Annotated in this window: 22 protein-coding genes; 20 read left to right on the forward strand and 2 right to left on the reverse strand. The window is 36.1% G+C overall.

Annotated features, from left to right (window positions below):
• The first annotated feature begins 5 nt into the window (after positions 1–5).
• From NL644_RS16940 to NL644_RS17000, 13 genes are all read left to right on the forward strand, one after another.
• Positions 6–2,708 (forward strand): SLBB domain-containing protein, encoded by a 2,703-nt coding sequence (locus tag NL644_RS16940; RefSeq protein ID WP_047009445.1) that lies wholly within the window; start codon positions 6–8, stop codon positions 2,706–2,708.
• 100 nt (positions 2,709–2,808) lie between these two features.
• Positions 2,809–3,819, forward strand: a complete 1,011-nt coding sequence (locus NL644_RS16945; protein WP_114323068.1) for a Wzz/FepE/Etk N-terminal domain-containing protein — start codon at positions 2,809–2,811, stop codon at positions 3,817–3,819.
• A gap of 49 nt (positions 3,820–3,868) precedes the next feature.
• Positions 3,869–5,107 (forward strand): O-antigen translocase, encoded by a 1,239-nt coding sequence (locus NL644_RS16950; RefSeq protein ID WP_253658650.1) that lies wholly within the window; start codon positions 3,869–3,871, stop codon positions 5,105–5,107.
• A 26-nt stretch (positions 5,108–5,133) separates the two neighbouring features.
• A complete protein-coding gene (gene rfbA / locus NL644_RS16955) occupies positions 5,134–6,000 on the forward strand; it encodes a glucose-1-phosphate thymidylyltransferase RfbA (protein WP_114323070.1) in 867 nt (288 codons plus the stop codon).
• A 1-nt stretch (position 6,001) separates the two neighbouring features.
• Positions 6,002–6,412 carry an FdtA/QdtA family cupin domain-containing protein gene (locus NL644_RS16960; protein ID WP_181869498.1) on the forward strand — a complete coding sequence of 137 codons (411 nt, stop codon included), beginning with the start codon at positions 6,002–6,004 and terminating at the stop codon, positions 6,410–6,412.
• Positions 6,399–6,929, forward strand: a complete 531-nt coding sequence (locus tag NL644_RS16965; RefSeq protein WP_114323071.1) for a GNAT family N-acetyltransferase — start codon at positions 6,399–6,401, stop codon at positions 6,927–6,929. The genes NL644_RS16960 and NL644_RS16965 overlap by 14 nt, the downstream gene beginning before the upstream one ends.
• On the forward strand, positions 6,926–8,029 hold the full coding sequence (locus NL644_RS16970; protein WP_253658651.1) for a DegT/DnrJ/EryC1/StrS aminotransferase family protein: 1,104 nt from the start codon (positions 6,926–6,928) through the stop codon (positions 8,027–8,029). The genes NL644_RS16965 and NL644_RS16970 overlap by 4 nt, the downstream gene beginning before the upstream one ends.
• A gap of 81 nt (positions 8,030–8,110) precedes the next feature.
• Positions 8,111–9,259, forward strand: coding sequence for a hypothetical protein (locus NL644_RS16975; RefSeq protein WP_253658652.1), 1,149 nt, complete (start codon positions 8,111–8,113; stop codon positions 9,257–9,259).
• A 2-nt stretch (positions 9,260–9,261) separates the two neighbouring features.
• Entirely contained in the window at positions 9,262–10,368 is a 1,107-nt protein-coding gene (locus tag NL644_RS16980) for an EpsG family protein (RefSeq protein ID WP_114323074.1), read from the forward strand.
• 1 nt (position 10,369) lies between these two features.
• On the forward strand, positions 10,370–11,362 hold the full coding sequence (locus NL644_RS16985; protein WP_114323075.1) for a glycosyltransferase family 2 protein: 993 nt from the start codon (positions 10,370–10,372) through the stop codon (positions 11,360–11,362).
• A complete protein-coding gene (locus NL644_RS16990) occupies positions 11,359–11,763 on the forward strand; it encodes a serine O-acetyltransferase (RefSeq protein WP_147269924.1) in 405 nt (134 codons plus the stop codon). The genes NL644_RS16985 and NL644_RS16990 overlap by 4 nt, the downstream gene beginning before the upstream one ends.
• 22 nt (positions 11,764–11,785) lie before the next feature.
• Positions 11,786–13,048 carry a hypothetical protein gene (locus NL644_RS16995; protein WP_114323077.1) on the forward strand — a complete coding sequence of 421 codons (1,263 nt, stop codon included), beginning with the start codon at positions 11,786–11,788 and terminating at the stop codon, positions 13,046–13,048.
• Between the two features lie 102 nt (positions 13,049–13,150).
• Positions 13,151–14,074: an SIS domain-containing protein gene (locus NL644_RS17000; protein ID WP_114323078.1), complete on the forward strand. Its 924-nt coding sequence runs from the start codon at positions 13,151–13,153 to the stop codon at positions 14,072–14,074.
• Positions 14,075–14,847: 773 nt separating this feature from the next.
• Here the strand turns inward: NL644_RS17000 and NL644_RS23060 are convergent.
• Positions 14,848–15,855, reverse strand: a complete 1,008-nt coding sequence (locus NL644_RS23060) for a sugar transferase (RefSeq protein WP_048626565.1) — start codon at positions 15,853–15,855, stop codon at positions 14,848–14,850.
• 239 nt (positions 15,856–16,094) lie between these two features.
• Positions 16,095–17,411 (reverse strand): MBL fold metallo-hydrolase RNA specificity domain-containing protein, encoded by a 1,317-nt coding sequence (locus NL644_RS17010; protein WP_253658653.1) that lies wholly within the window; start codon positions 17,409–17,411, stop codon positions 16,095–16,097.
• 1,146 nt (positions 17,412–18,557) lie between these two features.
• Between NL644_RS17010 and wecA the strand changes: the two genes are divergently transcribed.
• The 7 genes from wecA to NL644_RS17045 are packed head-to-tail and all read left to right on the forward strand — an operon-like array spanning position 18,558 to position 26,271.
• A complete protein-coding gene (gene wecA / locus NL644_RS17015) occupies positions 18,558–19,637 on the forward strand; it encodes a UDP-N-acetylglucosamine--undecaprenyl-phosphate N-acetylglucosaminephosphotransferase (protein ID WP_253658654.1) in 1,080 nt (359 codons plus the stop codon).
• Between the two features lie 47 nt (positions 19,638–19,684).
• Positions 19,685–20,980, forward strand: coding sequence for a flippase (locus tag NL644_RS17020; RefSeq protein ID WP_301338984.1), 1,296 nt, complete (start codon positions 19,685–19,687; stop codon positions 20,978–20,980).
• Entirely contained in the window at positions 20,949–22,010 is a 1,062-nt protein-coding gene (locus tag NL644_RS17025; RefSeq protein WP_253658656.1) for a nitroreductase family protein, read from the forward strand. The genes NL644_RS17020 and NL644_RS17025 overlap by 32 nt, the downstream gene beginning before the upstream one ends.
• On the forward strand, positions 22,003–23,133 hold the full coding sequence (locus NL644_RS17030) for a polysaccharide pyruvyl transferase family protein (RefSeq protein ID WP_253658657.1): 1,131 nt from the start codon (positions 22,003–22,005) through the stop codon (positions 23,131–23,133). The genes NL644_RS17025 and NL644_RS17030 overlap by 8 nt, the downstream gene beginning before the upstream one ends.
• 28 nt (positions 23,134–23,161) lie before the next feature.
• Positions 23,162–24,313 carry an O-antigen ligase gene (locus NL644_RS17035; protein ID WP_253658658.1) on the forward strand — a complete coding sequence of 384 codons (1,152 nt, stop codon included), beginning with the start codon at positions 23,162–23,164 and terminating at the stop codon, positions 24,311–24,313.
• 6 nt (positions 24,314–24,319) lie between these two features.
• Positions 24,320–25,201 carry a hypothetical protein gene (locus tag NL644_RS17040; protein ID WP_253658659.1) on the forward strand — a complete coding sequence of 294 codons (882 nt, stop codon included), beginning with the start codon at positions 24,320–24,322 and terminating at the stop codon, positions 25,199–25,201.
• Entirely contained in the window at positions 25,198–26,271 is a 1,074-nt protein-coding gene (locus NL644_RS17045; RefSeq protein ID WP_253658660.1) for a glycosyltransferase family 4 protein, read from the forward strand. The genes NL644_RS17040 and NL644_RS17045 overlap by 4 nt, the downstream gene beginning before the upstream one ends.
• The last annotated feature ends 2 nt before the right edge of the window (positions 26,272–26,273 follow it).

Genomic DNA, 26,273 nt, shown 5'->3' on the forward strand with positions numbered 1-26,273 from the left:
ATACCATGTTTAAAGGATATTTCTCTATTGCCGCTTTTATATTGGCAAGTACGTTTGCGTCTTATTCAATGGCACAAACACCCACTCCAGAACAAATGAAAATGTTTCAAAATCTACCCGCCGACCAACAACAGGCCTTGGCGAGTAAATATGGTTTCTCCATTCCTTCTAGTTCATCTTCAAACAAGTCTCCTTACGAAAACCCGCAAGTAATCAAACCTAGAGCTGAATCTAGTGGCGCTGTATCTTCCAATATCGAAGAACAATGGCTCAAAAAAGGTGAGCAGGAAGAGCTTAAACGTTTTGGTTTAGATCTTTTTGCTGGTTCTCCAAGCACTTTTGCTCCGATCAGTGATGTTCCTGTGCCAGCAAATTACACCGTGGGTGCAGGTGATGAAATCATTGTGCAGTTGTTTGGTAAGGAGAATGAAACGCATCGTTTACGCGTAAATCGTGCGGGCACAATCAACTTCCCCTCACTTGGGCCGGTAAATGTTGCTGGCATGCACTTTTCTGATGTTCGAGACTCTCTGACGCAACGTGTAAAAGAGCAAATGATTGGTGTGCGCAGCGATATCTCATTGGGTGAATTACGCACCATGCAAGTGTTTGTAATGGGGGATGCATATAAGCCTGGTGCCTACACGGTTAGCGCATTAACGACAATTTCACAAGCTATTTATTACAGCGGCGGTTTTGGTGAGAGTGGGGCGCTGAGAGATATCCAGCTAAAGCGTGATGGTAAAATCATTCGTAAGTTGGATATGTATGACCTTTTACTAAAAGGTGATGCAAGTAATGATGTGCGCTTACTACCGGATGATGTTGTTTTAATTGGTTCTGTTAACGATACAGTGTCTATAGAGGGCGAGATCAACCGTCCGGCAATTTATGAAGTCAAGGCCGGTGAAACTTACCAACAACTTATTCAGATGGCAGGTGGTTTTACTGCGAATGCTCATGTCGAGCAGTTGGAGATAAAACGCTACGCTTCACATGGCGCTCGTGAGGCTTTGACGCTTGATTTCAATAAAACGCAAGATCGACAGAGTAAAGTTAAAAATGGCGACGCCATCAAGATCTTGAAAAAAAGCGAAGAGCTTACTCGTTACGTGCAGATAGAGGGGGATGTTCGTCATCCTGGCTATGTGGAATGGCGCAATGGCCTTCGTGTTGCCGATCTTTTCAAATCTGTTGACTCCGCTTTTAATTCTACAGCTGATGTTAACTATGCCGTTGTGGTAAGAGAGATTAATCCACAGCGTGATATTGAAGTGTTCCAACTAAGTTTAGCTAACGCAATTCTATCACCAGGTAGCCGAGACAACCTCCAGTTACAATCACGAGATCGTATATTGGTTTTCAACCGCTTTAATAACGAAGATTTGGATACATTGGCAACACAAGAGGCTGTTTCAAAAGCAAAAACATTGGAGCAAGCGCAAGAGCAAGCTGAGCTGGAACAACAGAAAGAGCAAGAAGTGATGAGCTCTTCTGTTGCCGTTTCGCATTCAGAAAACGGTATGCTGAACAACCAGAACGCCACAGAGCAGGCGAAACCAGCTAAAATCATTTTCCGTGGTAAAGAGATTACAGAGGAAGACTTTGAAAAGCTGAAGCAAAATACTCGTCGCACTTTACTTGCCCCAGTGTTGTTACAACTTCAGCAACAGTCTCGTTTGGGGCTAGCCCCTCAAATTGCTGAAGTCTTTGGTGAAGTGAAGCACCCAGGGCGCTACCCGATCACTCCAAGAATGACGGTATCAACGCTTATTGAAGCTGCTGGTGGTTTGACTTACAACGCATTCACAATTAATGCAGAACTAGCGCGAACCGCGATTAATAGTGCGGATGAGCGTGCGTATATTGATGTTGAACGTATTGATTTGCGTAAAGCAATCCAAGGCAGTGCTTCGGACGATGCAATTATCGTAGGCCGAGATCGTTTGAACATCCTAGAAAAGCCAAATGTGAAGCTACAAAGTACAGTCACTTTACAGGGTGAAGTTCGTTTCCCTGGAACCTATACCGTGCGTCAAGGTGAAACTCTGAATGAGTTATTGGAGCGAGCGGGTGGTCTAACCGAGTTTGCTCACCCTCAAGGAGCAATATTTACGCGTGAAGCATTACGCTTACAAGAGCAGAAGCTCTTAAATCAATATGCAGCGGATATGCGTAAAGAAACCGCGAAGAAAACGTTTCGAGCAGATAGTAATATAGGCTCTGTAATTTCAGACCCAGAAAAAACGTTAGCATTTGTTGAGGAGGCAAGTCGCAGCAAAGCACTTGGCCGTATGGTGGTACAGTTAAACCGTATCTTAAAGGGTGAGCGTTCAGCAGATTTTATGCTAGAAGATGGAGACTTCCTCTTTGTGCCGACCTTCCGCAACACAGTCTCAATCATGGGAGAAGTTCAGGTTCCAATTACCTACTTGTTGGATAACAAACTCGATGTTGATGATTATCTGAATAAAGCTGGTGGTGCTAAAAAGCAAGCGGACGAAGACCGTATTTTTGTAGTACGTGCAGATGGTTCTGTTTATAAGCCTTCATCTGGCTACTGGTTTGGAAATAATAAAGAAGAACTAAAAGCAGGTGATACGATAGTTGTACCTATTGATACGGATTATCGTGACGCTTTGAGTACGTGGACAGCAGCTACGCAAATACTGTATCAAACGGGTGTAGCAATAAATGCATTGAAATAACCTGAACAAGGCTCTAGTACATTGTATTAGAGCCTTTTCGCCAATCTCAGGGTGAGTAACACGATTTCGTATCGGTGAAATTATTAATCCAGAATTAGAAATGAACATGAATCAAGATAAACATCCTCAAGTAGCTTCACCAAGCTCGCGGTTTGATCTAAGTGATGATCTAAATCAATCAGTTGATATTAGAGAAATATTAAAAGCTATTTACAGTGGCAAACTATATATTACGTTTGTGACGATAGCTTTTTGTATACTGTCTGTTTTTTTTGCGTTGAGTCGCCCAGATATATATCAAGCAGATGCTCTCCTATCTCCAGCTGAAAACTCGAGTAGCAGTGGTTTATCCCAGATGGCTGGTCAATTTGGCGGTATCGCCGCTCTTGCTGGGGTCAACTTAAATGCAGGCGAATCTTCTCAAACTGAGCTTGCAGTACAGGTAATGCAATCGAGGAAATTTATCGAGTCTTTTATTAGTAAGCATGATTTGTTAATCCCAATAATGGCAGTGAATAATTGGCATATAGGTAGTGGTTCTCTTAATATAGACGCTGACATTTATAATGAAGATACTAAAGAATGGTTGCGAGACTCGAAAGGACTGAGAGCAGCGAAGCCTAGTACTCTTGAAGCTTATGAAATCTTTATTAAAGATATTTTTCAAGTGGCTCAAGACAAAGATAGTGGACTTTATCGTATCACTGTAAATTACTACTCCCCTTATGTAGCTAAAGAGTGGGTTGATTGGTTGGTGGCCGATATCAATGAAGTGATGCGAAACCGAACAATTGAAGAAACGACTAAGAATTTGAAGTACCTGAGTGATCAGTTAGTTAAAACACCAATTACCGAAATGCAGAGTACATTTTATAAGCTTATAGAAGAACAGACGAAAAGCTTGATGCTTGCTGAGGCTCAAGAAGAGTTTGTGTTCAAAGTGGTCGATCCTGCAGTAGTTCCTGAGCTTAAAAGTAAACCGAAGCGTTCATTAATAGTTATTGTTGGGACATTTATGGGCTTTATGTTTGGCTTAGCGTTAGTTCTTATCCGCTATGCTGTTGTAAAGAATCGTTCTGAAAGCAGTGAAATAAATCAAGATAATTATTAGTTTATGGCTATATATTATGAATTTGATTAAGACTTCTTTATTGAGCTTTATGGCGACAGCAGTTAAATTACTTTCCGGACTAATAATAAATAAAGCAGTATCAATTTTTATAGGTCCGTCTGGGTTAGCAGTTATTGGCCAGTTTCAAAATGCTCAAGGTATTGTACGAACTTTAGCTCAAGGAGGTATTAACTCGGGCGTTACTAAATATACAGCTGAACTTCATGAATATGGAGAAAAAAAACATGAACTATGGAGTTCATCGTTAAAGATAACTGTATTTTTTAGTTTTATAGTTAGCTTGCTATTATTGTTCTTTTCTAGTTATTGGTCTCATTTGATATTTGACAGTTATGATTATCAGTATGTGTTCGTTGTATTTTCTATTACAATGATCATGTATTCAATAAATCAATTGTTGTTATCAATTATTAATGGTTTGAAAGAAATTAGAAGATTCATATCTATAAATGTAATTCAAAGCATATATAGCCTTATTTTTACCACTGTTTTGATTGTTTTCTTCCAGTTGGATGGGGCGTTAATTGCCATGGTAACCAACCAGTCGGTAATATTTCTTATACTATTGTGGATGCTGAGAGGCCATAAAGAGATTTGTTTTAAGAATTTCATCTTACCGATTAGTTCAGAGGTTTGTATAAAACTCAGTAAATACACTCTAATGACATTAGTATCAACTGCAGCCGTTCCTTTGTCAATGATGTATATTAGGAACTACTTGGGCGAAAACTTATCATGGGATGAAGCTGGTTATTGGCAAGGTATGTACTACATATCAACAATGTACTTAATGGTAATTACAACAGCATTAGGAACTTATTACCTTCCTCGTCTTTCAGAAATAAAAGATAGATTTGAACTAAGGAAGGAACTCCTAAATGGTTATAAAGTTATTCTTCCCATCTTAGCTATTCTTTGTGTATCCATATATCTTCTTAAAGATTTCATAGTTTGGTTGTTATTCTCCGAAGACTTTTATCCAATGCTTTCGCTATTTAAATGGCAATTAGTGGGGGATTTTTTGAAAATTAGTTCATGGTTGTTAGCATATTTAATGTTGGCAAAAGCTATGACTAAAGTCTATGTGTTAACGGAAATATTTTTTGCAATAACATTCATTTTGTTTAGCATTTATTTTGTTAACTCTCATGGTTTGATTGGAATGAGTTACGCATTTGCTACAAACTATTGTTGTTATCTAATTGCTATGGTTTTTATAATGAATAAATATATTTTCATTAAAGGTTCTAGCATCTCCAATAATTGAATTTTAATTACATAATAGAGAAAATAATGAAAGGAATTATTCTAGCTGGTGGGTCAGGGACTCGCCTTTATCCAATAACTCGAGGTGTGTCTAAGCAGTTATTGCCGGTATATGACAAGCCCATGATTTATTATCCACTTTCAGTGCTGATGTTAGCGGGAATTCGTGAAATTCTCATCATAACAACGCCAGAAGATCAAGATGGCTTTAAACGCTTATTGGGGAACGGAGCTGATTTTGGGCTTTCATTAGAGTTCGAGGTACAACCTAACCCTGATGGTCTTGCTCAAGCTTTTATTATCGGTGAGCACTTTATTGGTGACGAATCTGTGTGTTTAGTTCTTGGCGACAACATTTTTTATGGTCAAGGATTTACGCCAATATTGAGACAAGCAGCAAATAGAGATGTTGGAGCTACCGTTTTTGGTTATCAAGTAAAAGATCCTGAGCGATTTGGTGTTGTTGAATTTGATGAAAATATGAAAGCTGTCTCAATTGAAGAAAAGCCGCTAAAACCAAAGTCAAATTTTGCAGTTACTGGATTGTATTTTTACGACAATGATGTTGTTGAATTAGCGAAGAAAGTGGAACCCTCTGAGCGAGGCGAGCTAGAGATTTCTAGTTTGAACCAAATGTATTTAGACCAAGGTAAGTTAAATGTTGAATTGCTCGGAAGGGGGTTTGCATGGTTGGATACTGGCACCCACGCAAGTCTTCACGAAGCTTCTTCGTTTGTAGAAACTATTGAGAATGTTCAAGGCTTAAAAGTCGCTTGCCTTGAAGAAATCGCTTTTCGTAATGGTTGGTTGTCGAAAGAAAAACTAAAAGAAGCAAGTCAACAACTGTCTAAGAATGACTATGGTAGATACTTATCAGAACTTTTGGATGAATAAGATGAGTTTGATAAAGTTAATAAACTTTAATGTTATTGGCGATGCTCGAGGTAGCCTAGTAGCTTTAGAGCAGAACAACGATATCCCTTTTGATATCAAGAGAGTTTACTATCTGTATGGTATGCAGAGCAGCGTTCCTCGAGGTTTCCATGCACATAAAGATACTGTGCAAGTGGCGGTTTGTTTGAACGGAAGTTGTGAGATTTTGATGGATGATGGAATAACCAAGGAAATAATCACGTTAAACTCTCCTTCTCAAGGTCTCCTCATTGATGTGATGCAATGGCACGAAATGTATAACTTTTCAGAAAACTGCATATTAATGGTAATGGCAAACGAAGTGTATAAAGAAAGTGACTATATTCGCAATTATGATGAATTCTTAAAGGAGATTCAGAATGTCAACAATTAATCTTGAATCTAAAACTATCAGAATTCGTTTTGTTGAGGTCTCAGATGCCGAGTTTATTCTATCGTTGAGAACGGACGACAAATACAATAAGTATCTTTCTAAAGTTGAAAGTGATGTAGAGCAACAAAAAGCATGGATTGAATCTTATAAGCGTCTGGAAAAGGAAGGAAAAGAGTACTATTTCATTATTGAAAGAATTGATGGGACCCCATGTGGTACCGTTCGTGTGTACGACATAAAGCCAGACTCTTTCTGTTGGGGTAGTTGGATTCTGAATGAAAGCAAAACAAAATATGCTGCGTTAGAAAGTGCATTCCTTGTATATGACTTTGGCTTTTCCGTTCTAGGGTTCGACCAATCTCATTTTGACGTAATGAAAGAAAACAGAAAAGTAGTTTCATTTCATGAGAAAATGGGAGCGGTAAAAGTTGGAGAGTCTGATGATAGCTTCCAATATATAATTCAAAAACAAGCCGTCGAGCAAATGAAAAATAGGCTAAAGAGTAAGTTAATATGATTCCTTTTCTAGATCTGAAAAAAATCAACTCAAACTATAGAGATGAGCTTGTTGAAGCTTGCGCGAAAGTTATTGATTCAGGGTGGTACATCATGGGTCAAGAGCTTAAGCAATTTGAAGAAGAGTTTGCTGAACATTGTGGTGCAAAGCATTGTATCGGTGTCGCAAACGGCTTGGATGCGTTGACTCTGGTGTTGAGAGCATGGAAAGAGATAGGCAAATTGAGTGCGGGCGACGAAGTTATTGTACCTGCAAACACTTACATTGCTTCAATATTGGCAATCACAGAAAACGACCTAGTTCCAGTCATGGTCGAGCCTGATGCTGATACTTTTAATTTGACGGCTAAAGCGATTGAAAGTGCTCTCACATTAAAAACGAAAGCAATTTTGCCTGTCCATTTATATGGTCAAATCTCGCCAATGGATGAAATCAATGAGATAGCACAATCTCACAATCTACTAGTACTTGAAGACTGTGCTCAATCACATGATGCAGAACTTAATGGTAAAAAAGCTGGTATTTGGGGACATGCTTCTGCATTTAGCTTTTATCCAGGAAAAAACTTAGGTGCTATGGGAGATGCCGGTGCAATTCTAACAGATGATGATGAGTTATTTGAAGCTGTTAGTGCTTTAAGAAATTATGGCTCACACAAAAAGTACGAAAATAAGTACCAAGGAGTCAATAGTCGTCTTGATGAAATTCAAGCAGCTATGTTGCGAGTGAAACTTCGTCACTTGAAAGAAGAAACAACCCAGAGAAGAGCAGTTGCGAAACGTTATCTTACAGAAATATCGAATGTATTTATTTCATTGCCGAAAGTAGAACGTGACCAGTCTCATGTTTGGCACTTATTTGTAATTAAAACTGCTTACCGAGAAAAATTCCAGAAGCACCTAGAAAGTGAAGGTGTGATGACACTTGTTCATTATCCAATCCCACCTCATAAACAAATGGCATATAAGAGCATGGAGATGTTGAGCTTACCTCTAACTGAAGAGTTGCATGAACAGGTACTAAGTCTACCAATAAGCCCTGTTATGACAGAAGAAGAAATTTCAGCAGTTATCAAAGCAGTCAACAGCTTTGAGGTGTAAAACTAAAGATGGGGCATGCGGAAATTCCGTAAGCCCTTTTTTTGTTTTTAATACAATTTACAGGAAATTTGGATTGTTAGAATGAGAGTTCTTTTATTGGGTGAATACTCAGGTGTTCATACAAACTTAGCAATGGTTCTTAAAGAGCTAGGGCATGATGTTATAACCGTTTCTGATGGTGATGGCTTCAAGTCATTTCCACGCGATGTAGACCTTTCATTTTCACCTTGGTATAAAAAATTAGGCATCTCAATTATCTTAGATTGGCTAGGGCTTAAAGGAACTGCACATTTTTTCAAACGTAGAAAAGTACTATCTAAATTAAATGATATTGATGTTATTCAATGTATAAATACAGCTTCAATTTGTAGTTATTCATCACTAGCTAATTATCTCGTACTAAAAACGATTATCTCTTCAAATCCAAAAGCGAAAGTATTTCTGTGTGCGTTAGGAGACGATCGTGCTTGGGTTCGTTATTGCCTTAGAAAAAAGAACAAATATAGCTACTTTGACAGGCTAAAAATAAATAATATTAAGAGTTATCTATTTTCTCTCAAATACTTATATGCGATTGGATATAAGAAATTGGATCAGTATGTGATTGAAAAGTCAGAAGCGATCATTCCTGGACTATTAGATTATTATAACGCTTACTCAGATTGTAAAAAAGTATCTAATATTATTAGGATACCAATATCTAAAGAACAACATTTAAACGCATATGATGTTAAAAAGGAATTAGAGAACAGCTCCAATAAAGATAAAGAAATGATAAATGTCTTTCATGGATGGCAAATGGGAAAGGATTTAAGAAAGGGAAATGATGTTCTTGATAGAGTCGTTAAAAAAATTAAAGAAGATCATGTTCGAGAAATCGAATACAATGTAATTCAAAATGTACCATACAATGAATATGTGCGTTGTTTTGATAAAGCTGATATATTTCTTGATCAAGTATATAGCTATGATCGTGGTGTAAATGCTATATTGGGTATGGCTAACGGAAAAGTGGTCGTCTCTGGATTTGAAAACGAAAAAAACTTCGATAAGCCAATAGGAATTAACGCAGTTCCTGATGAGTCAGAATTATATACATCGATAAATGAACTAATACTAAACCCAGGGAAATTAAGAAATATAAAAATTAATGCAGTTGAGTTTATAATTCAAAATCATGAACCGGAGAAGATAGCGCAAGAATACTTGCTGCTTTGGAATTCTAAATAACTATGCTTTTTTGGCTTGTATTAATATTATTTACGACGTTTATACCAATCTTAAGAAGAGAAAACTATCTCTTAGTTATATCTTGGGTTATTTTGACTCTATTTTCTGCACTTAGATATCATGTAGGTCCAGATTTTATCCAGTATGAATATATTTATTCAACATTGACAAGTGGTGGTACAACCGCAAAAGAGGTTGGCTATTACTTTATAGTGATGTTCAGTGACTTTATCGGTGGTAATGCTCAAACTGTATTTATTATATTCTCGATAACTATATCTACATTTTTTTATCTTTTCATTTCACGAAGCTCTTGTTTTTTTGAGGTAAATTCAAGGTACGAATATAAGTATCTTATGTTGCTCTTCTTTATAGCATTTTATTATTTCCAATCGATGAACCAAATTAGGCAATTTGCTGCAATCGCTGTGTCACTTTTTGCCTTACTCTGCTTTGTAAATAAGAAGATTTTCTTATCGGTTATTCTCATTCTCTTCGCTTCTTCATTTCATGTTAGCGCCTTACTTTTACTTGGGTTGCTACCATTTATGACAATAAAAATGAGTCATAAAGCACTAATTGTTTTGCTGGTTTCTATAGCTTTTATTGAACCTATCAATCTAGTTAAATCAATATATATTGACTTGAAGTTACCATATTATGGATATTTGGCATATGTTGAGTTTGCTAATGAAACCTCAATGGTTGGAAGATTGAGCACCTATATTAGTTCTATCGTTATTGTTACAATGTTGAGTTTTCTTAATATACCTAACAAAAGAATGGAAACTGTTTTTAAGAATGCGATTGTTCTTTATATTATTTTTAGATTGATGGCTTTTGACTTCGAACAAATAAATAGGATAGCGAATTATTTTAAACCATTTGTTTTCGTTATGTTTTCAATATTAGTTTTGGAGTTATTTAATAAGTATATATACAAAAGAATGGCATTAAGTGCGTTCTTCTTTATGCTTCTGACCTTTTCTTCAGCTATATATATATATCGTTCTTCAAGTGATATATCATATAGCCATTACACACTAAATTATTGTATTTTTTCGGATTCAGTATGTCCGATCGTAATATCAGAAAATCTATGGAAATAACATGAATTCAAAAGAGCCTTTAATCTCGGTTATCGTCCCTGTTTATAATGTAGAAAAATATATTATTAAATGTTTAAACTCTCTTGTAAATCAAACGTATAGTAACTTTGAAGTCATAGTTGTAGATGATGAAAGTCCCGATGATTCGATTAAAATTGCAAAAGCAGCATTCTCCGAAGATTCTAGATTTATATTTGTAAGTAAGATCAATGGTGGTTTAAGTTGTGCCAGAAACTTTGGAGTTAAACATTCAAAGGGTGAGTATATTTCATTTTTAGATAGTGACGATTACTTCGACGAAACGTTCCTAGAAGTAATGATTAATACATTAATGGATAATGACGCTGATATTTCTGTATGCGCAATGTCACTAGTTGATGAGTGTTATGACGAACTGGAGGTTAGAGGCCCAAGAGAAAATGAAGTCATCACGGGTTTCGAGGCGTTCCGTAACAATCTTTTAATGCATACAATTGCGTCTGGTGCACAAAACAAAATATACAAACGCGAGCATATCATTAACTATCCATATCCGCTAGGTCTATATTATGAAGATCGCGCGACAACATATAAGATGTTTCTGGACTCTTCTAAAGTATGCTTGATTAACAAGCCCTTGTTTTATTACCTGCAGCGAGAAGGATCTATTATGAAAGGTCTTTCTGAAAAGAGCGTCATAGATAGGTTTGTTGTTCACGATTCAATAGTTTCTGAATTAGAGAAGAGAAATTTACTTAAGGATAACTTAGATTATCTCAATGTGTGTTATATTTTAAATGTGATTGTAGCAGGTAGTCATCAGATTGCCATTTATTCAAAAAATTACAAAAAAGACATCTCAAACCTCTTCGACAGAATTAACTTTAACGTATTAACCATTTCTAGTCTGAGCCTAATGTATAAGTTTCATAAAAAGAAATTTTTCGCACTTATCGTGTTGTTAGTATCTAAAAGACTGTTTAAAACATTTTGCCAAAGGGGGAAAAGAAAGTGATAAAATTAATCTACAAAGTAATTAATCCCTCAGAGCAATTAGTATTCTTTTATCGTTTATATTCTTGGCTTTATAATACGAGAGTTACACGACCTTTATCATATTTACTCTATATGATTGTTCGTATTGTGTATTCTTCAGATATCCATCCTGCATCGAAAATTGGAAAAGGACTTAGTATTAGACACCATTTTGGTATAGTGATTGGAAAAAATGCGGTGATTGGCAACGATGTAATTATTTATAATGATGTAAGCATAGGACAACTTAACGTTGATGACAGCTGCATGCCTATTATTGGCAGTAATTCAATCATATATAAAGGTGCAGTGATTGTCGGAAGTGTAACTTTGCCTGAAAACACGATCATTAGTGCAAACAAATTGGTTAAGCCAATCTAATTAGTTTTAATTGAGATTAAAGATGCGAAAGATAGTTTGTTTTGACCCTCCTTATAGTCAGTATTTTAACGACTTAACATTGTCCATTGAAAAGTGCTTGGAACAGCGTTTAGAAAAAGAATGTGTCACATTCAATAGTGCAAATAAATTATACTTGCCTAACTTTTCACTGTTTAAACCAAAACTTGGTAAAGCTAGTGATAAGGATCTTTATCTCTATGATTTTGTTACAAAGATTCCAAGCTTGAGTAATGTTAATGGTGAAGTTACTTGTAATGAACTCGCTCGCAAGCATATCGAAGTATATATTTCGATTGAGAAATACATAAAAAATAACCTCAGCGCGATTTATCTTATTTACAATGATTTACGCTGGAATCACGCTTTTGCTATAGATATTTTGAAGAGAAATAACTGTACATTTTTCGTTTTTGAAAGAGGTGTTTTTAGGCCATATTCTACGACAATGGATGCAATAGGTGTAAACGCGAATTCAAAGTTGAGAAATACTCGTGTGACAGAGGTTTGCTCAGAAAAGTCTGAAATTTTGGATGGCGTATTTTTCAAAAATAGGGTTGAGAGAACTGTCAAGCTTGACTTCGCAAAATATTTTATTGCGTCAAAGTTTGCAGCAGCGCTACAACCAAAAAGTGTGAAGGCAGTCGCTAAAAGTCGTTACCGAAAAACTTTAAAAGATTATATTAAGTTACAACTCTCTAGCAGTAAGGCGAAATCTAAAAATAAAAATGATCTAATACTTGATTTATCAGACATAACCTATGTATTTGTTCCACTGCAACTTTCAAACGATACCCAAACATTAATAAATTCTGATTTTTCTAGTACGCAAGAGTTTATCAATAAAATTATAAAGGACTTTCGCGCTTCAAAATTATATGGTGAGGCTGAGCTTGTCTTTAAGCAACACCCTTTAGATACTTCTCTCTATGATTTCCCTAATGATGTTCTTGTGAGCAGTTTGCCTACTGAACAGCTTATTGAGCATTGCGAATTCTGTATAACGATAAATTCAACGGTTGGTTTTGAAGCTTTATTTAAAAAGAGAGTTCTCTGTCTGGGAAGGTCATTTTATACAGAACACGGCTTTGTTGGCTATGTCGATAAGCATATGAATGCCATTGATTCCAACTTCGAACAGCGTTGTGCAAAGAATTACAAATACTTTGTGCTTGATAACTATCAAGTACCTGGCTCGATCTTCAACTATACGGGTGAAGATTTAGAGTATACAGCAAATAAAATCCTAAGGCTATCTAACATCTAGTATGTAATATTTACTATGACTGATAACGTATAGTTGTCATCATATAAAAGATGACCTGAAATAGAAAATAATTCACCTAAGTACCTAAAATGGAAAAATACAATGAATGCCGTCAACGTTGCACAAGAAGTCATTGATATCGAAGTTAATGGTCTTCTTTATATGAAGGACAGAATTGGAAACGAATTTGAGCTCGCTGTTAGTAAAATCCAAGAGACAACGGGTCGAGTGATCATATGTGGTATGGGGAAATCTGGAATTATTGGTAAAAAAATAGCAGCTTCTTTTGCTAGTACAGGAACTCCGAGTTTCTTCATGCATCCGGGAGAGGCGTTCCATGGTGATTTGGGTATGGTAAAGCCAGAAGATATCTTTGTTGCTATCTCAAACTCCGGCGAGACAGATGAAGTTCTTAAACTCCTCCCATTCCTCAAAGACAACCAGAACTACATTATTGCAATTACAGGAAAAAGAGAGTCAACGTTAGCTAAAAATGCTCATTGTCATTTGGATATTGCAGTACCGAAGGAGGCTTGCCCTCATCAATTGGCACCGACTGCATCAACAACGGCTACATTAGTGATGGGAGACGCCTTGACAGTTTCTTTGATGGCAGCTTCAGGTTTCTCTCCCGAAAGTTTTGCCAAGTTTCATCCTGGAGGAAGTCTCGGTCGTCGCTTGCTGTCTAAAGTTCGAGATGAAATGCACTGTAAATTACCTATAGTTTCTACTGATGCAAGTTTCACTGATGTTGTTTCTGCTATCACTGAAGGGGCTTTAGGTTTAGCATTAATACAGACTGGTAGTGCTTGGGAAATTATTACTGATGGAGATGTAAGGCGAGCCATGGAATCAAAACGTAAAGATGTTTTTGATCTAACTGCTTCTGATATATCTTCTAAGAGCCCAGCTGTAGTGTCCGCGAATGCAAACATTCAACTTGCCCTAGAAATGATGGAGCATAAGAGAATTACGTCATTGTTAGTTGAAGATGAGGGAATGCTTGTCGGTATTCTAAAAAAATGATCCTTCCAAGAGTGGGGTAGTCGTTTTACTTACAGCGCTCGATGTACCACATTAGGTATATTGACTATTAAATACGCATGTCGGGACTCTTGATTACAAGCCTATATACAAGAGATCTATAACCACCACTCTTGTTTATACGTAACCTCTCGGTTTTGTTGATAAGAACTCAATGTACATATCTGTTCACTATTTTCTCTATAGCATAGTTGCTGCGCAAGTCCCTCTGTTTTGTGGGTGGTGGTGGGCTTGAGAGGGTTTCAAACGGCATCTTAAATCATCAACACTCTCTAAATAGATATGGCTATGCTCACTACAGTGGTTTTTAAAAAGCTAATCTCGAGAACATTAGTTTTTAAGTGTAAAAGTGTTAGTACTTAGGTGATGTTATAAAGACTCTCTATAGATTTGTAAACTTAGTGTTAGTCAAACATATTATGGTTGCCTCTTAAAGGTTTGCTATTAAGTTTTCTTTACTCATTGACTTCGTAATACTCACCAACTCTATAGTTGAAAATTGTCAATTTTTTAGAACTGGTCAATATAAATAAAAAGCCATATTAGTTAAGGTGGCTTTTTATTTTCAGTCTCAACCACCTATTTTAGTAGGTGATTCTCCTTCGCTAGTTTTTGTCAGCAGAATCTTCTTTTGATTTTTAAGGAGTTAAACAGCATTAGTAGATATAGTACAGTTTTTGTGTAAGAACTAGTGATAATTACAATAGTGCTAAATCGCGCTATTGTAATCCCCCTCTTCTTTAGAATGTGACAATTTACCTGCCCATCCCAAACAACACCGTTTTAACCGTAAGGAAAAGAATCTTCACTTCCATCATCCAGTTTTGATGTTTGATGTAGTAAATATCGTATTTATGCTTCCAAATGGCATCTTCTACTGATGCACCATAAGGGTATTTTACTTGGGCTAGGCCAGTTACCCCAGGTTTCACTGCGTGACGAAAGCGGTAGTAAGGAATGGCTTTTTCCAATTCAGAGATGAACACCTCGCGTTCTGGACGAGGACCAACCATCGACATCTCTCCCTTTAGTACATTGATTAACTGAGGGAGTTCATCTATGCGAGTTTTACGAATAAAACAGCCGACTTTCGTTACGCGAGCGTCGTTCTTGGTTGCCCATTGGGCACCGTTCTTTTCCGCATCGTTTCGCATCGAGCGAAACTTGATCACTTCAAACTCTTCATTATATTGGCCAGTACGACGCTGCTTAAAGAATACCGGGCCTGGTGACTCAAGCTTAATGAGCAGTGCCGTAATAAGCCCTACTGGGATAGCAACCCACGACAGCATAAAAACAAACAAGAGATCGATGAAGCGCTTTTGCCAGCTGTTCTTACGATTAGAGAGGATAGAAAAAGCTTTTTGGTGTAAGAAGTAGCCGCTATGCAAGAGCTCAGTTTCAGTGTAGCCAAGTGAACGATCAAAGTAACTCACTAAAGGCTCAACCCAAGCACCTAGTTCTGTCGCAGCTACAAGAAACGCTTGCTGCTCAGGGTTTAGATGTGAGCTTTTGAAGTGGCAAAGCGTTTTACTCTTGAAATCCCTAAGGGCATAGTTATTAACTTGTGCGTTAATCTCAGGATGTCTCTTAAGTACTTGAGCAATCTTTGCTTCGTCTTCTTTCGGACAGTAGATATAAAGGCAAGCGTCTGTTTCGCTTGCGGATAACTCGTCCAATGCTGATGTTATGCTGATAGAATTATTTTTAGTTAATTCAGAAGCTTCTCGTTCTTGAAGCGTGTCGCTCATACTGTCTGTCATAGGAATGGAATAAGTTGTTTTCGACTAGCCAATTGCTTACAAGTCGGCGATTATAATTTAATTCGTATAGAAATTATATCCTTTAATCCAGAACATGCTTGTAACTTTGTTAATTTTCTTGAACCTGAGTCCTTACTTATGGCTTGTTTTTGAATCTTGACGTAACTATATCAATGAATTCGACAAACTATGTTTGCGATATATTATGTTGCCTCGAAATTAAATGATTATCTAATTCACTATATTACGCAGTTATATCCGAGGTTGATTAGTTTTTGATAAAGCGCTTTTTTCGAATCTCCCTCACCATGTATAAGGTGAACCTCTTTAGGAGGAGTAGGAATGGCAGTTACAAATTGTATTAAGTCGTTCATATCGGCATGCGCAGAGTAGCCTGACATCGTATGAACTTGAGCTTTCACTTTCACGCGCTTACCTTCAATCAATACACTTTCTTCTCCATCCTGGATACGCCGACCTAAAGTCCCTTCCGCTTGATAGCCAGCAAATAGAACATCATTTCTTTCATCAGGCAGTAAAGCTTCCAAATAATTGACGACACGGCCACCTTCACACATTCCGGAGGCTGCAACCACGATAGCGGCTTCTGATGTACTTGCGAGACGGTTAACGAGCTGTAAATGGTCTGCGTGGCTTTCGATTGTAATACATTGGTCAAACGCGAGAGGGTGTCGATGATGATCGAGTCGCTCTTTCGCTTCAGATCCCCAAAGTTTTTTAAATTGGCGATAGGTATTGGTTACCTTTTTAGCCAAAGGAGAGTCGAGAATAATAGGCAGTGAATCTTGCAAAGCGTGCTCATGTATAAGCTGCTCTATATCAAAGAGTAACTCTTGGGTTCTCCCGACACTAAAAGCTGGTATCACAATTACGCCACCATCCCTAAGTGCGTGCTCAATAATAGAAAGTAATCGCCTGCTGCGAGACTCTACATCCTCGTGAGTTTTATTGCCGTAAGTCGACTCGATAAACAGGTAGTCAGCTTTTTCCGGTGATAAGGGATCCGGTAGGAGAGGTGTGTTGCGAGGTCCCAAATCCCCGGAGAAAACAACAACCTCTTGGTTTGATAAATTAAATTCAACATATGCTGAGCCTAAAATGTGCCCAGCAGGTTGAAAGCGAAGAGAAGTACTCTCTTCTATTTCTACCCACACTGAGTAAGGACAAGGACGAATAAGCGCTCGAATAAAATCGAGCACTTTCTCTCTTTGATGACGTCGCATACCCAATTGGAGCTTTAAACCATCTTCTAACATAAGCGGCACGAGCTCTGCGGTGGCTTCCGTACAGTAGATAGGGCCCTTATAGCCAGCTGCTAATAGCCAAGGCAGCCTACCAATATGATCGATATGAGAATGAGTTAGCACTACCGCTTTGAGATGAGCGATAGAAAAGTCGATACCCAAACTCTGCTGCTGAGTATTGTCTTGGCCTTGTAGCAAACCACAGTCGATCAGCACACTTCCATTTTGTAACACGAGCTCGTGGCAAGAGCCAGTAACCGTATTTTTCCCACCGTGGTGCAGTACTTTCATAACAAAACGACGCTTTTACCTTTGCTAGCTTACACTTGTGAGTATCTATTTTACACATAGCCAAACCTCACTATTTGGCAGCGATTCGGTAAATCGCTCAGTAGCTAGGGTAAGCGGGCAGATAGTGAATAAGTGAGCGTATTGTAGGCAAGCAAAATAGGAGAAAGAAAATGGCAAAACTGAAAGTTTAGAGAGACTTAGATATTCGTCATAAATTTGACTACGTTTCATTGCAACCGCTTGTGATGCAATTCATATTATTGCAACTATTTTCATTTAAGCTTTTGGAATCAGCGTCACTGGCTGTTTAGTGCTCGCTGCGTAAATGGGTGTCTGATAATTATAATTTTATAAAACACGCCACATTTATGACGGCATAAGTGTCAGAAAAAAGACATTTTTTTGTAAGCTTTTTACACGTTCTACTTTTAGTTGCAACGTGTTTACTATACAATTCGTCTCCTGTTTGGAAATGCAACCGTTAACATTACGTGCAAAAACTTGCTTCTAGGAGCCAGACCTAGGGGCGGTAGCGTGCCCAAATCATCGGTGAAGCCTCCTTCCTAATAAAAGAAAGAGGTCAAACTAAAGAATTTGCAATAATAATAAGCACCTAAGTGCATTTCTGGCAAGATTGATTTATAAAAAACGAGAACTATTACAAATTTATGTAATTCCCTTTTGTCAGAGGGATGCTCAAAGCTAACAAAGTGGCGAGCGAATGTTGGTTAGGCATAGGTTACAATTTTAATCTCCATTTCTCATACCTATCAAAACCAAGCACTAAGCGTGTAGAAGTAGTTAACTATCGACTCAAATCGTCAGTTAGCATATACAAGCTTTGTATTTGGCCTGCCTATAAAAAGCTGTGAACCCGTGACCGTCATGAGCGAGTATCGGGGTGATTCAGTTACTTACATATTCAATATTAAAAATTAGCGTTTGCTGTGCGTTACAACCCATGTTGTCTAATGTGGTTTTGTCACGCCAAAAAATCACCTGCTTTTTCTTAGGTTCGGCTTATTCAGATATGAGCGAAAAAGAATCAGCAGTATCGGACCTGTGATGCAATGGAATCCGTAAAGGGAATCAGTCGGATGCGTTATAGATTTATTTCAAACTTATTTAATAACACAGTTGGCTATCATGAATAATGCATATTTATTTGTATTTATTTTGTCGTTCGTTCTACTTTTTGTTATGCGCAAGGTCGCTAAGCGCGTAGGTCTAGTAGATAAACCCAATGCAAGAAAGCTTCACCAAGGTGTGGTGCCACTTGTAGGAGGGATCTCCATTTTCTCTACTATACTGGTGGGGTTCCTTCTGTTCTTACCAATGAATGACAACCTATCACTCTACTTATCTTGTTCGGCCGTACTCATCGTGCTCGGTGCATTAGATGACTATTACGATGTAAGTTTCAAAATTCGCCTTATTATTCAAGCAGGAATATCCCTTGCGATGATTTACATCGGAGGCCACAGCTTACACGATTTAGGCTACTTAATGGGAAGCGAAACCATTGCCCTAAATGAAGTTGCTGGCACAGTGATCACCGTTATTGCGGTAATAGGCGCCATTAACGCATTTAATATGGTTGATGGTATAGACGGCTTGCTGGGCGGATTAGCCTCGGTTACCTTCACTGCACTGGGTATGGTCTTTGCCTACAACGGAAACGAATATTTAGCCACAATCTGTTTATTGATCGTGACTGCGATGCTTCCTTACATCTTCCTGAACTTAGGTTTCCCACTAGGTCGTCGCTTTAAGATCTTTATGGGTGATGCAGGCAGTATGTTTATCGGCTTTACCGTGGTCTGGATGCTGATTCGTGGCACGCAAGAGCCAGGAGCTGTTGCCTTCAAGCCAGTCACTGCACTGTGGATAATTGCTTTACCATTGATGGACATGGCAACCATTATGATCCGTCGTATTCGTAAAGGTCAGTCACCATTCCAACCAGACAGAGAGCACTTGCATCATATTTGTCAGCGACTGGGTCTATCGTCTTATTCAACCCTAATCGTTATTTGTTCGATGTCCGCTATATGTGCATTTTTGGGCGTATGGGCAGATTTAAACGGTAGTGATGAGTCGGTGATGTTCTTAATATTCCTAATATTATTTACTATCTATTTTCTTATAGTCAGCTATATCTGGAAAATTTCGACGTTTTTTAATCGACTTCTTAATAAGAAATTCCTACTACAAGAGAAACAATAATTTTCAATTATAGTCTATGAGATTATAATTTTAAGAGTGGAATAACATTGATTCAATTACATTCAAAAAAAAAAGTATCACTAAATTCATCTTTTATTCTATTAGAAAAATTAATGAAAATATTTACATATTTTCTTTCGAGTATTTTAATAGCTAGACTAGGTGGTGCAATTTTATTTGGTACATACACAAGTATTCTTTCTGTTACTGTGATACTAACAGCAATATCAGCCCTAGGCTTGAATTCTCTTTTGGCAAAAGAGTTTATAAATTCGATAGAGGAAAGTGAGAAGTCATTAGCAAATTCTCTTGCGATAAGAATCATATCATCCTTATTTTTTTTTAGTGTCTCTATACCTGTAATTATATTTCTTGTAGGTGTCAACATAAAGGTTGCGATACTGTCTTCATTGATTATATTATTGTGCGCCACTCAAATAGTAGACTTGTTTTTCGAATCTAGATTAAAAAGCCATACAGTTGCCAAATATAAGATATTTGGTTATTTAATTGGGTTTTTTTTGAAGTGTACAAGTGTTTACTATTCCGATTCCATACTGTTGCTAATCATAGCCCACCTTATTGAATTGGTTATCATCTTAATTTTTTCTCTCGTTGAGATAAGTAAGGAACTAAAATACAAACCTTGGTTTTCTATCGATAATCTAGATAAGAAATATGCATTTGAACTTATTAAAAAAGGTATCCCTCTTACCTTTTCTAGTGTTGCTGCAATATTATATATGAAGATAGACCAGGTGTTTATTGTTAATATGTTGGGTAAAGAAAGTGCTGGATACTATTCTGCAGCTGTAAGATTATGTGAAGGAGTTTTTATTATTTCAGCTATAATTGTTCCATCAATATTCCCTAATATGGTTTCTTTGTACAAAAATAATATAAATAAATTTGATAATTTTATTGGTAAGTTTATTTGTTTGTTTCTTCTGTTCGGTTCTTTAATTGCGTTGTTCATATGGTTTTTTTCTGACTTTATAATAGTTTTTATTTATGGTGATGAATATAAAGAATCTATAAATGTATTAAAGTGGTATTGTTTATCCATACCCATTGTTTATTTGGGAGATCTTTTTAGTCGTTGGATTATTACAACGGATAATATAATACTATCTCTAAAGAGGCACGTCTTAGGATTAAGTGTTAATGTTACACTTAATATTATATTAATTCCTAAATATGGTATATCAGGAGCAGCCATGGCCTCTTTTATAGGTTATTTATTTGCTGTGATCATTTTTTCTGTTGTATCATCTAAAGGTAGGTTTTTTTACAGTTTTATGAGAAAAAGCAATGAAGAATCTAATAAAAAGTATAGTATCTGAAAGATTTTTTTTAAATCTTATTAATGTTAGGGATAAGGCTAAATATTTTAAGTTAAGTATTGAACGTCGAAACAAGTTAACCGCATTTGTATCAATGATCTTTGATCGAAGGTATTTGAATGAACATTATAGCTTTTTGCAGGGCGCTTATAAATATGAAAAGAGTTTAAAATCAAATAAAGAGAATAAATACTTTTTGAGAAGAAATGTGCATCGATTAGAAAAGGGCTTAATAATGAAACCAAGGAAAGATGTTTTTGCTCTTCGTTTTATTCAAGAAACTGTAGTAGCCTTCGAAGCAGCCTGCGTTAGCAAGACTTTTGTAGAGTCAAGTGAATATACGTGGTGTCTTGAAGTACTCTTCGAATATTTCAATGTGACCAACTCAATAGATAAAAGATATACAAAATCTAAAGAGATTTTTCTTAAGTTGATTAACGCCGAGCATGTGAACAGAGAAGAAATTCCTGTTTTGTATGAAAATATAATAGATGGCACGTTGCGTGATGGTTATGAGAAAATAATAAAACAAAGAAAGTCAGTTAGATGGTATAAGCCTCAGAGGGTTCCTAAAGATAAGATTGAACATGCTCTTTTGATGGCTAGCAAGTCTCCTTCTAGCTGTAATAGGCAACCGTTTCGATATGTCATTGTCGATGATCCAACTCGAGCTCCTGATATCGCAGCAATTCCTGCTGGTACTGTAGGTTGGTCTCATAATGTTCCTTGTATAGCAGTTCTTGTTGCCGATCAAAGTGCATTCTCAAATACCGCAAACAGACATTCTATTTATGTTGACGCGACACTATCTGTAATGCCATTTGTTTTGAGTTTAGAATCACAAGGCCTCTCTTCTTGCATTATCAACTGGGCTGACGAACCTAGGAAAGAAAAGTTAATGTCTTCTAAATTACAGCTAACAGAAAATGAAAAAGTTATCTTATCTATTTCTATTGGTTATGCATCTGAAGACCAATATGTACCATATTCTAAACGTAAAAAAGTATCTGAGTTATTAACCTATGTCTAACGTAACTAAAAAAATCTTTGTTCTTAACGCACAGCCAGGTGGAAATAAAGGTGCAGAAGCGATGCTAGAGACCGTTTTGCATTTTTTAACTGAAAATTTTCAGAATTATAAAATTCTTGTTGAATCATTAAATGATTCTCCAGCATATGAAGCTTTTAAAAATAGAACAAATTTTGATATAGAATTTATAAGGTTTTCTCCAAAAAACTTTCTTAGTCCTTATGAAGTGACAGTAAGTGATGTTGATATTGCAATAGATATCGGTGGTATCAATTATCACGATAAGTCAATAAAGGCTAACTTAAGAAACTATATTAGACATTCATTCTTTATCAGAAACCGAGCCAGGCTGATATTTTTCACTCAAGATTTTGGTCCTTGCGAGAAGCTTACAACAAAAATCTTCGCAAAACTGATATATAGGAAAGCTGAAGCTATCTTCATGAGAAGTAAGAAATCTAGAGAGTTATTAACACAAACCATTAGAAGTAATCATATCTATGGCCCATATCCTGATTGTACTCTTTTGATGAAACCTGAAGAAAATTCAAGAATTATAGAAGAAGATTACTTTGTCGTTTCACCAAGTGCAATTATGTACAATGAGTATGGCTATGAATATCTAAGTAAACTTGCTGATTCGATAGTAGATATTAACGCTAAAAGTATTGTTCCTGTCTTTCTTGTTCATAATTTTACTAGTAATGGTGAAACATCCGACAAAGAAGTTACGTCTAAACTATTTAAATTATGTGAAAATAAGGGGGTTAAAGGGATATTGAAAAATGAAGAACTTAGCCCTGCTCAACTTAAGCAAATATTAAATGGTTCGCTATTTTCATTAACGTCAAGATACCATGTTGTCGTCGGTTCATTCAGTTGTAATACACCTTCAATATCTATTGGTTGGAGCCATAAATATCAAGAGTTTATGGATCTCTACAATTGTAAGCACTTGAATTTAAATTATGGAGGTACTTTATCAGAAAGTGTACTAGATGCAGTTAATGAATTGACTAGTAATAACTTCTTTAATGAAGAGATTAAAGCGAAAAACAACCTTCTTAAAAATAGGGCTGAGATGTCTTTTGAATGCCTAAAAAAAACAATTGATAAAAGTTAACGTTAATGTCATATGGAAATTAATGTAAATGATATATTTGTTCCTGATAATTTTATCTACCAGTACGGTGCAATTTTTTAATATTCCTATTTTTAATAAAATTATCACAGTAATGTTTCTTTTTGGTCTTTCTTGGGTTGTTTTAAATAAAGAGAGCCTAAGGGTTAAAAAATGTATCAAATATGAGTTGATCCTATCCGTTCTATTTTTAATATATAATTTATTATCATTTGTTTGGGGTGATTATGATATAATAACCTTTCTTGTTTCTATTCAGTTTCCAATAGCCTTGTTTTTTATAGCGCTGTCTTCTAGCTATTATCCTGTAATGATAAATAGAAGTATTGAAGATTTTGTTTCTAAGGTTGCAATTACTCTCTTTTCTTCTTGGCTAGTTTTTTCTATTTTTGGTTTCTTTATCTTAGGACAAAGTATATGGTTCAATGATTTGGGGATCAATCGGCTTAGTGGCTCATTAGGGGTATCTGCATCTTCAATATTAAATACACTAGTCTATGTGTTATCTTTTTATTTGGCTTATCTTAAAAAAATAAGAGTATATTATATTTTAGTGTTTTTTTCTATTGTTTGTGTTTTTTTAGCAGGAACTAGGATAAGTTTGTTATCGTGTGTAATATCATCATTAGTCATGATTTTTATGAGTGAAAACAAATATAAATATTTTTATGCAATATCGATTATTCCTGTTGTCCTATATTTAATTTGGGAAAAAATTCTATCGAGGTTGTTTTTTGATGGCGCCTTGGTTTACTCGATAGATTCTATAAACTTTAATGGAAGAAGGTTTATTTGGGATGTTATTTTTGAAAATATCGATAACTACTATTTTGGAATGGGAGCCGGGAGTTCAATTTCAATATTGCAGAATAAAGCTGTTGGAGTTGGTATACAACCTCATAATGATTATATAAGAATATTGCATGACTTAGGGCTTATTGGGTTATGTATGTTTTCTTTTATTCTTTTGTTTATAACTTTTCGATGTATCCTGAATGTTCTTAGAGTTGATGATCTTAAAGATGAATTTGTTTTGGTTATCTCACTATTGTGCTCTTTTTATATAGTAATGTTTACAGATAATGCTTATATCTATTCATTCTTCTTTATTCCTATATTTTTGATATATTTCTCCAGTGTTAATTTGTTAAATAGAAAGTAGGTTTCAATGTTAGCTCCAATTGCTGTATTTGCATTTAATCGAACAGATAATATAAGTCGTATGCTGGATAGCCTATCAAAGTGTGTGCTTTCTAAAGACTCAAATGTCTATTTGTTTATTGATGGTCCAAGGAATCAGAATGACAAGGAAAAATGTATCAAAGTAAAAAAAATAGCTGAAAATTTTGAGTGTAAATTTAGAAAGTTATCTATTTACTCAAAAGATGTAAATGCTGGACTAGCTAGTTCATTAATTTCAGGGATATCAACGTTGTTTGATAAGTATGATCGAGTAATTGTTCTTGAAGATGATTTGATTTTTACGGATAACTTTCTTGTTTATATGAATTCTTCGCTTGCATTTTATCAGAGTGAACCAAAAGTTGGTTCAATCTCTGGCTTTTCAACTCCAATAGATAAAAAAAGCAATGTAGATGTCTATTGTCACCCTAGGCCTTGTTCTTGGGGATGGGGAACTTGGAAAGATCGTTGGAAGTCATGTGACTGGGAATATAGTCCTAAAAATTATATAGATAGACTGAAATTGAGAAAAATTTCGAGGAAGGCAGGTCAAGATGTATATCGTATGTATCAACACCAATTAACTGGAAAAATAAATAGCTGGGCTATCCGTTGGACTATTCATCATCTTAGGAATAACTTATCAGTGATATACCCTTATAAATCAAAAGTTAAGAATGTTGGTTTTGGAGATGATGCTACCCACTGTAAGGGAAGAAACCCTTTTCCTACTAATCTTGACAAAAGTGGAAATAAGGATTTTTTATTTTTAAGTGATATAGAATATGACGTGAAAAGTATATCTATGGTCAACTATTATCATAGTAATTTATATAAATTGCGCTTCAAGTTGGGTTTGAATAAATGAAGCTTAAAGTAGAAGAAAAACTTTTATTTATCGGTCACGTTCCCCCTCCTAACCACGGAGCAGCAATTGTTGGTGAGCGGGTATTGTCAATCTTATCTAAAATTTATGACTGTCAGTTGTTACGATTGAGCAACTCAAAATCGATTAGCAGCATGGGAAAGGGAGGATCTTTAAGTAATTTGATTTTTATTCTAACACTTTATCTTAAAACATTTTTTTATCTTACATTGAAGCGCCCAAAAATTATTTATTTTACACCAAGTTTAAGTGGTTTTGCTTTTTTAAGGGATTTACCTTTACTTGTATTGTTCTATATTTATTTATTTTTTTCAAAATCTCGAATTATTTGCCATGTCCATATGAGACCACTATTTCTTATGGGGAATTCGGTATTTATGACAGCGTGGTGTTTTTTGTCAAGAAGATTTGAGGTTATTCTTCTATCTAAAAGCTTGCGCTATGATTTTTCGAAAAAATTTAATCCTAAAAAGTTGCATCTTTTATCAAATACCTCACAAGTCAAACATGATAAGAATGAATCGCTGAAAGATCGACAGTCAATTTTATATATCGGTCACATCATGGAGTCTAAGGGCGCTATTAGGTTGTTAGCTTTGGCTCAAAAATTTTCCTCTAAGAATATTACTTTTCATTTTGCCGGGGAATTTGGTGGGGCAGATGATAAAGAAAAGTTTTTTAATCTGATTGAACACCTTCCTGAAGGGCTTGTTTACTATCATGGTCCAGTTTCCGGTGAACAAAAGGTCAGGTTGTTCAATTCTGCAGACTTACTCGCTCTTCCTAGTTTCTCAGAAGCCCAACCCCTAACCATTATTGAAGCTTTTTCATGTGGGTTACCTGTAGTAGCGACTCGTACCGGAGGTGTCGTAGACATGTTGGATAACTCGACCGGGAGATGTGTAGAGTTTGACAATTTTGAATCTGCGATAATTGAAGTCTTAGGCTTAGGAAAAGGAAGCTTCGAACAACGTTGTTTGGATAAATACAGTCGTTGTTTTAGTGAGTCGAAATTTATCTCTGAATGTTTAAATATTTTCAAGGCGAATTAAAA

Origin of the sequence: Vibrio sp. Y10_XG_PY6, assembly GCF_024181795.1 — a bacterium.
In the GTDB taxonomy this organism is placed as follows: Bacteria; Pseudomonadota; Gammaproteobacteria; order Enterobacterales; family Vibrionaceae; genus Vibrio; species Vibrio diabolicus.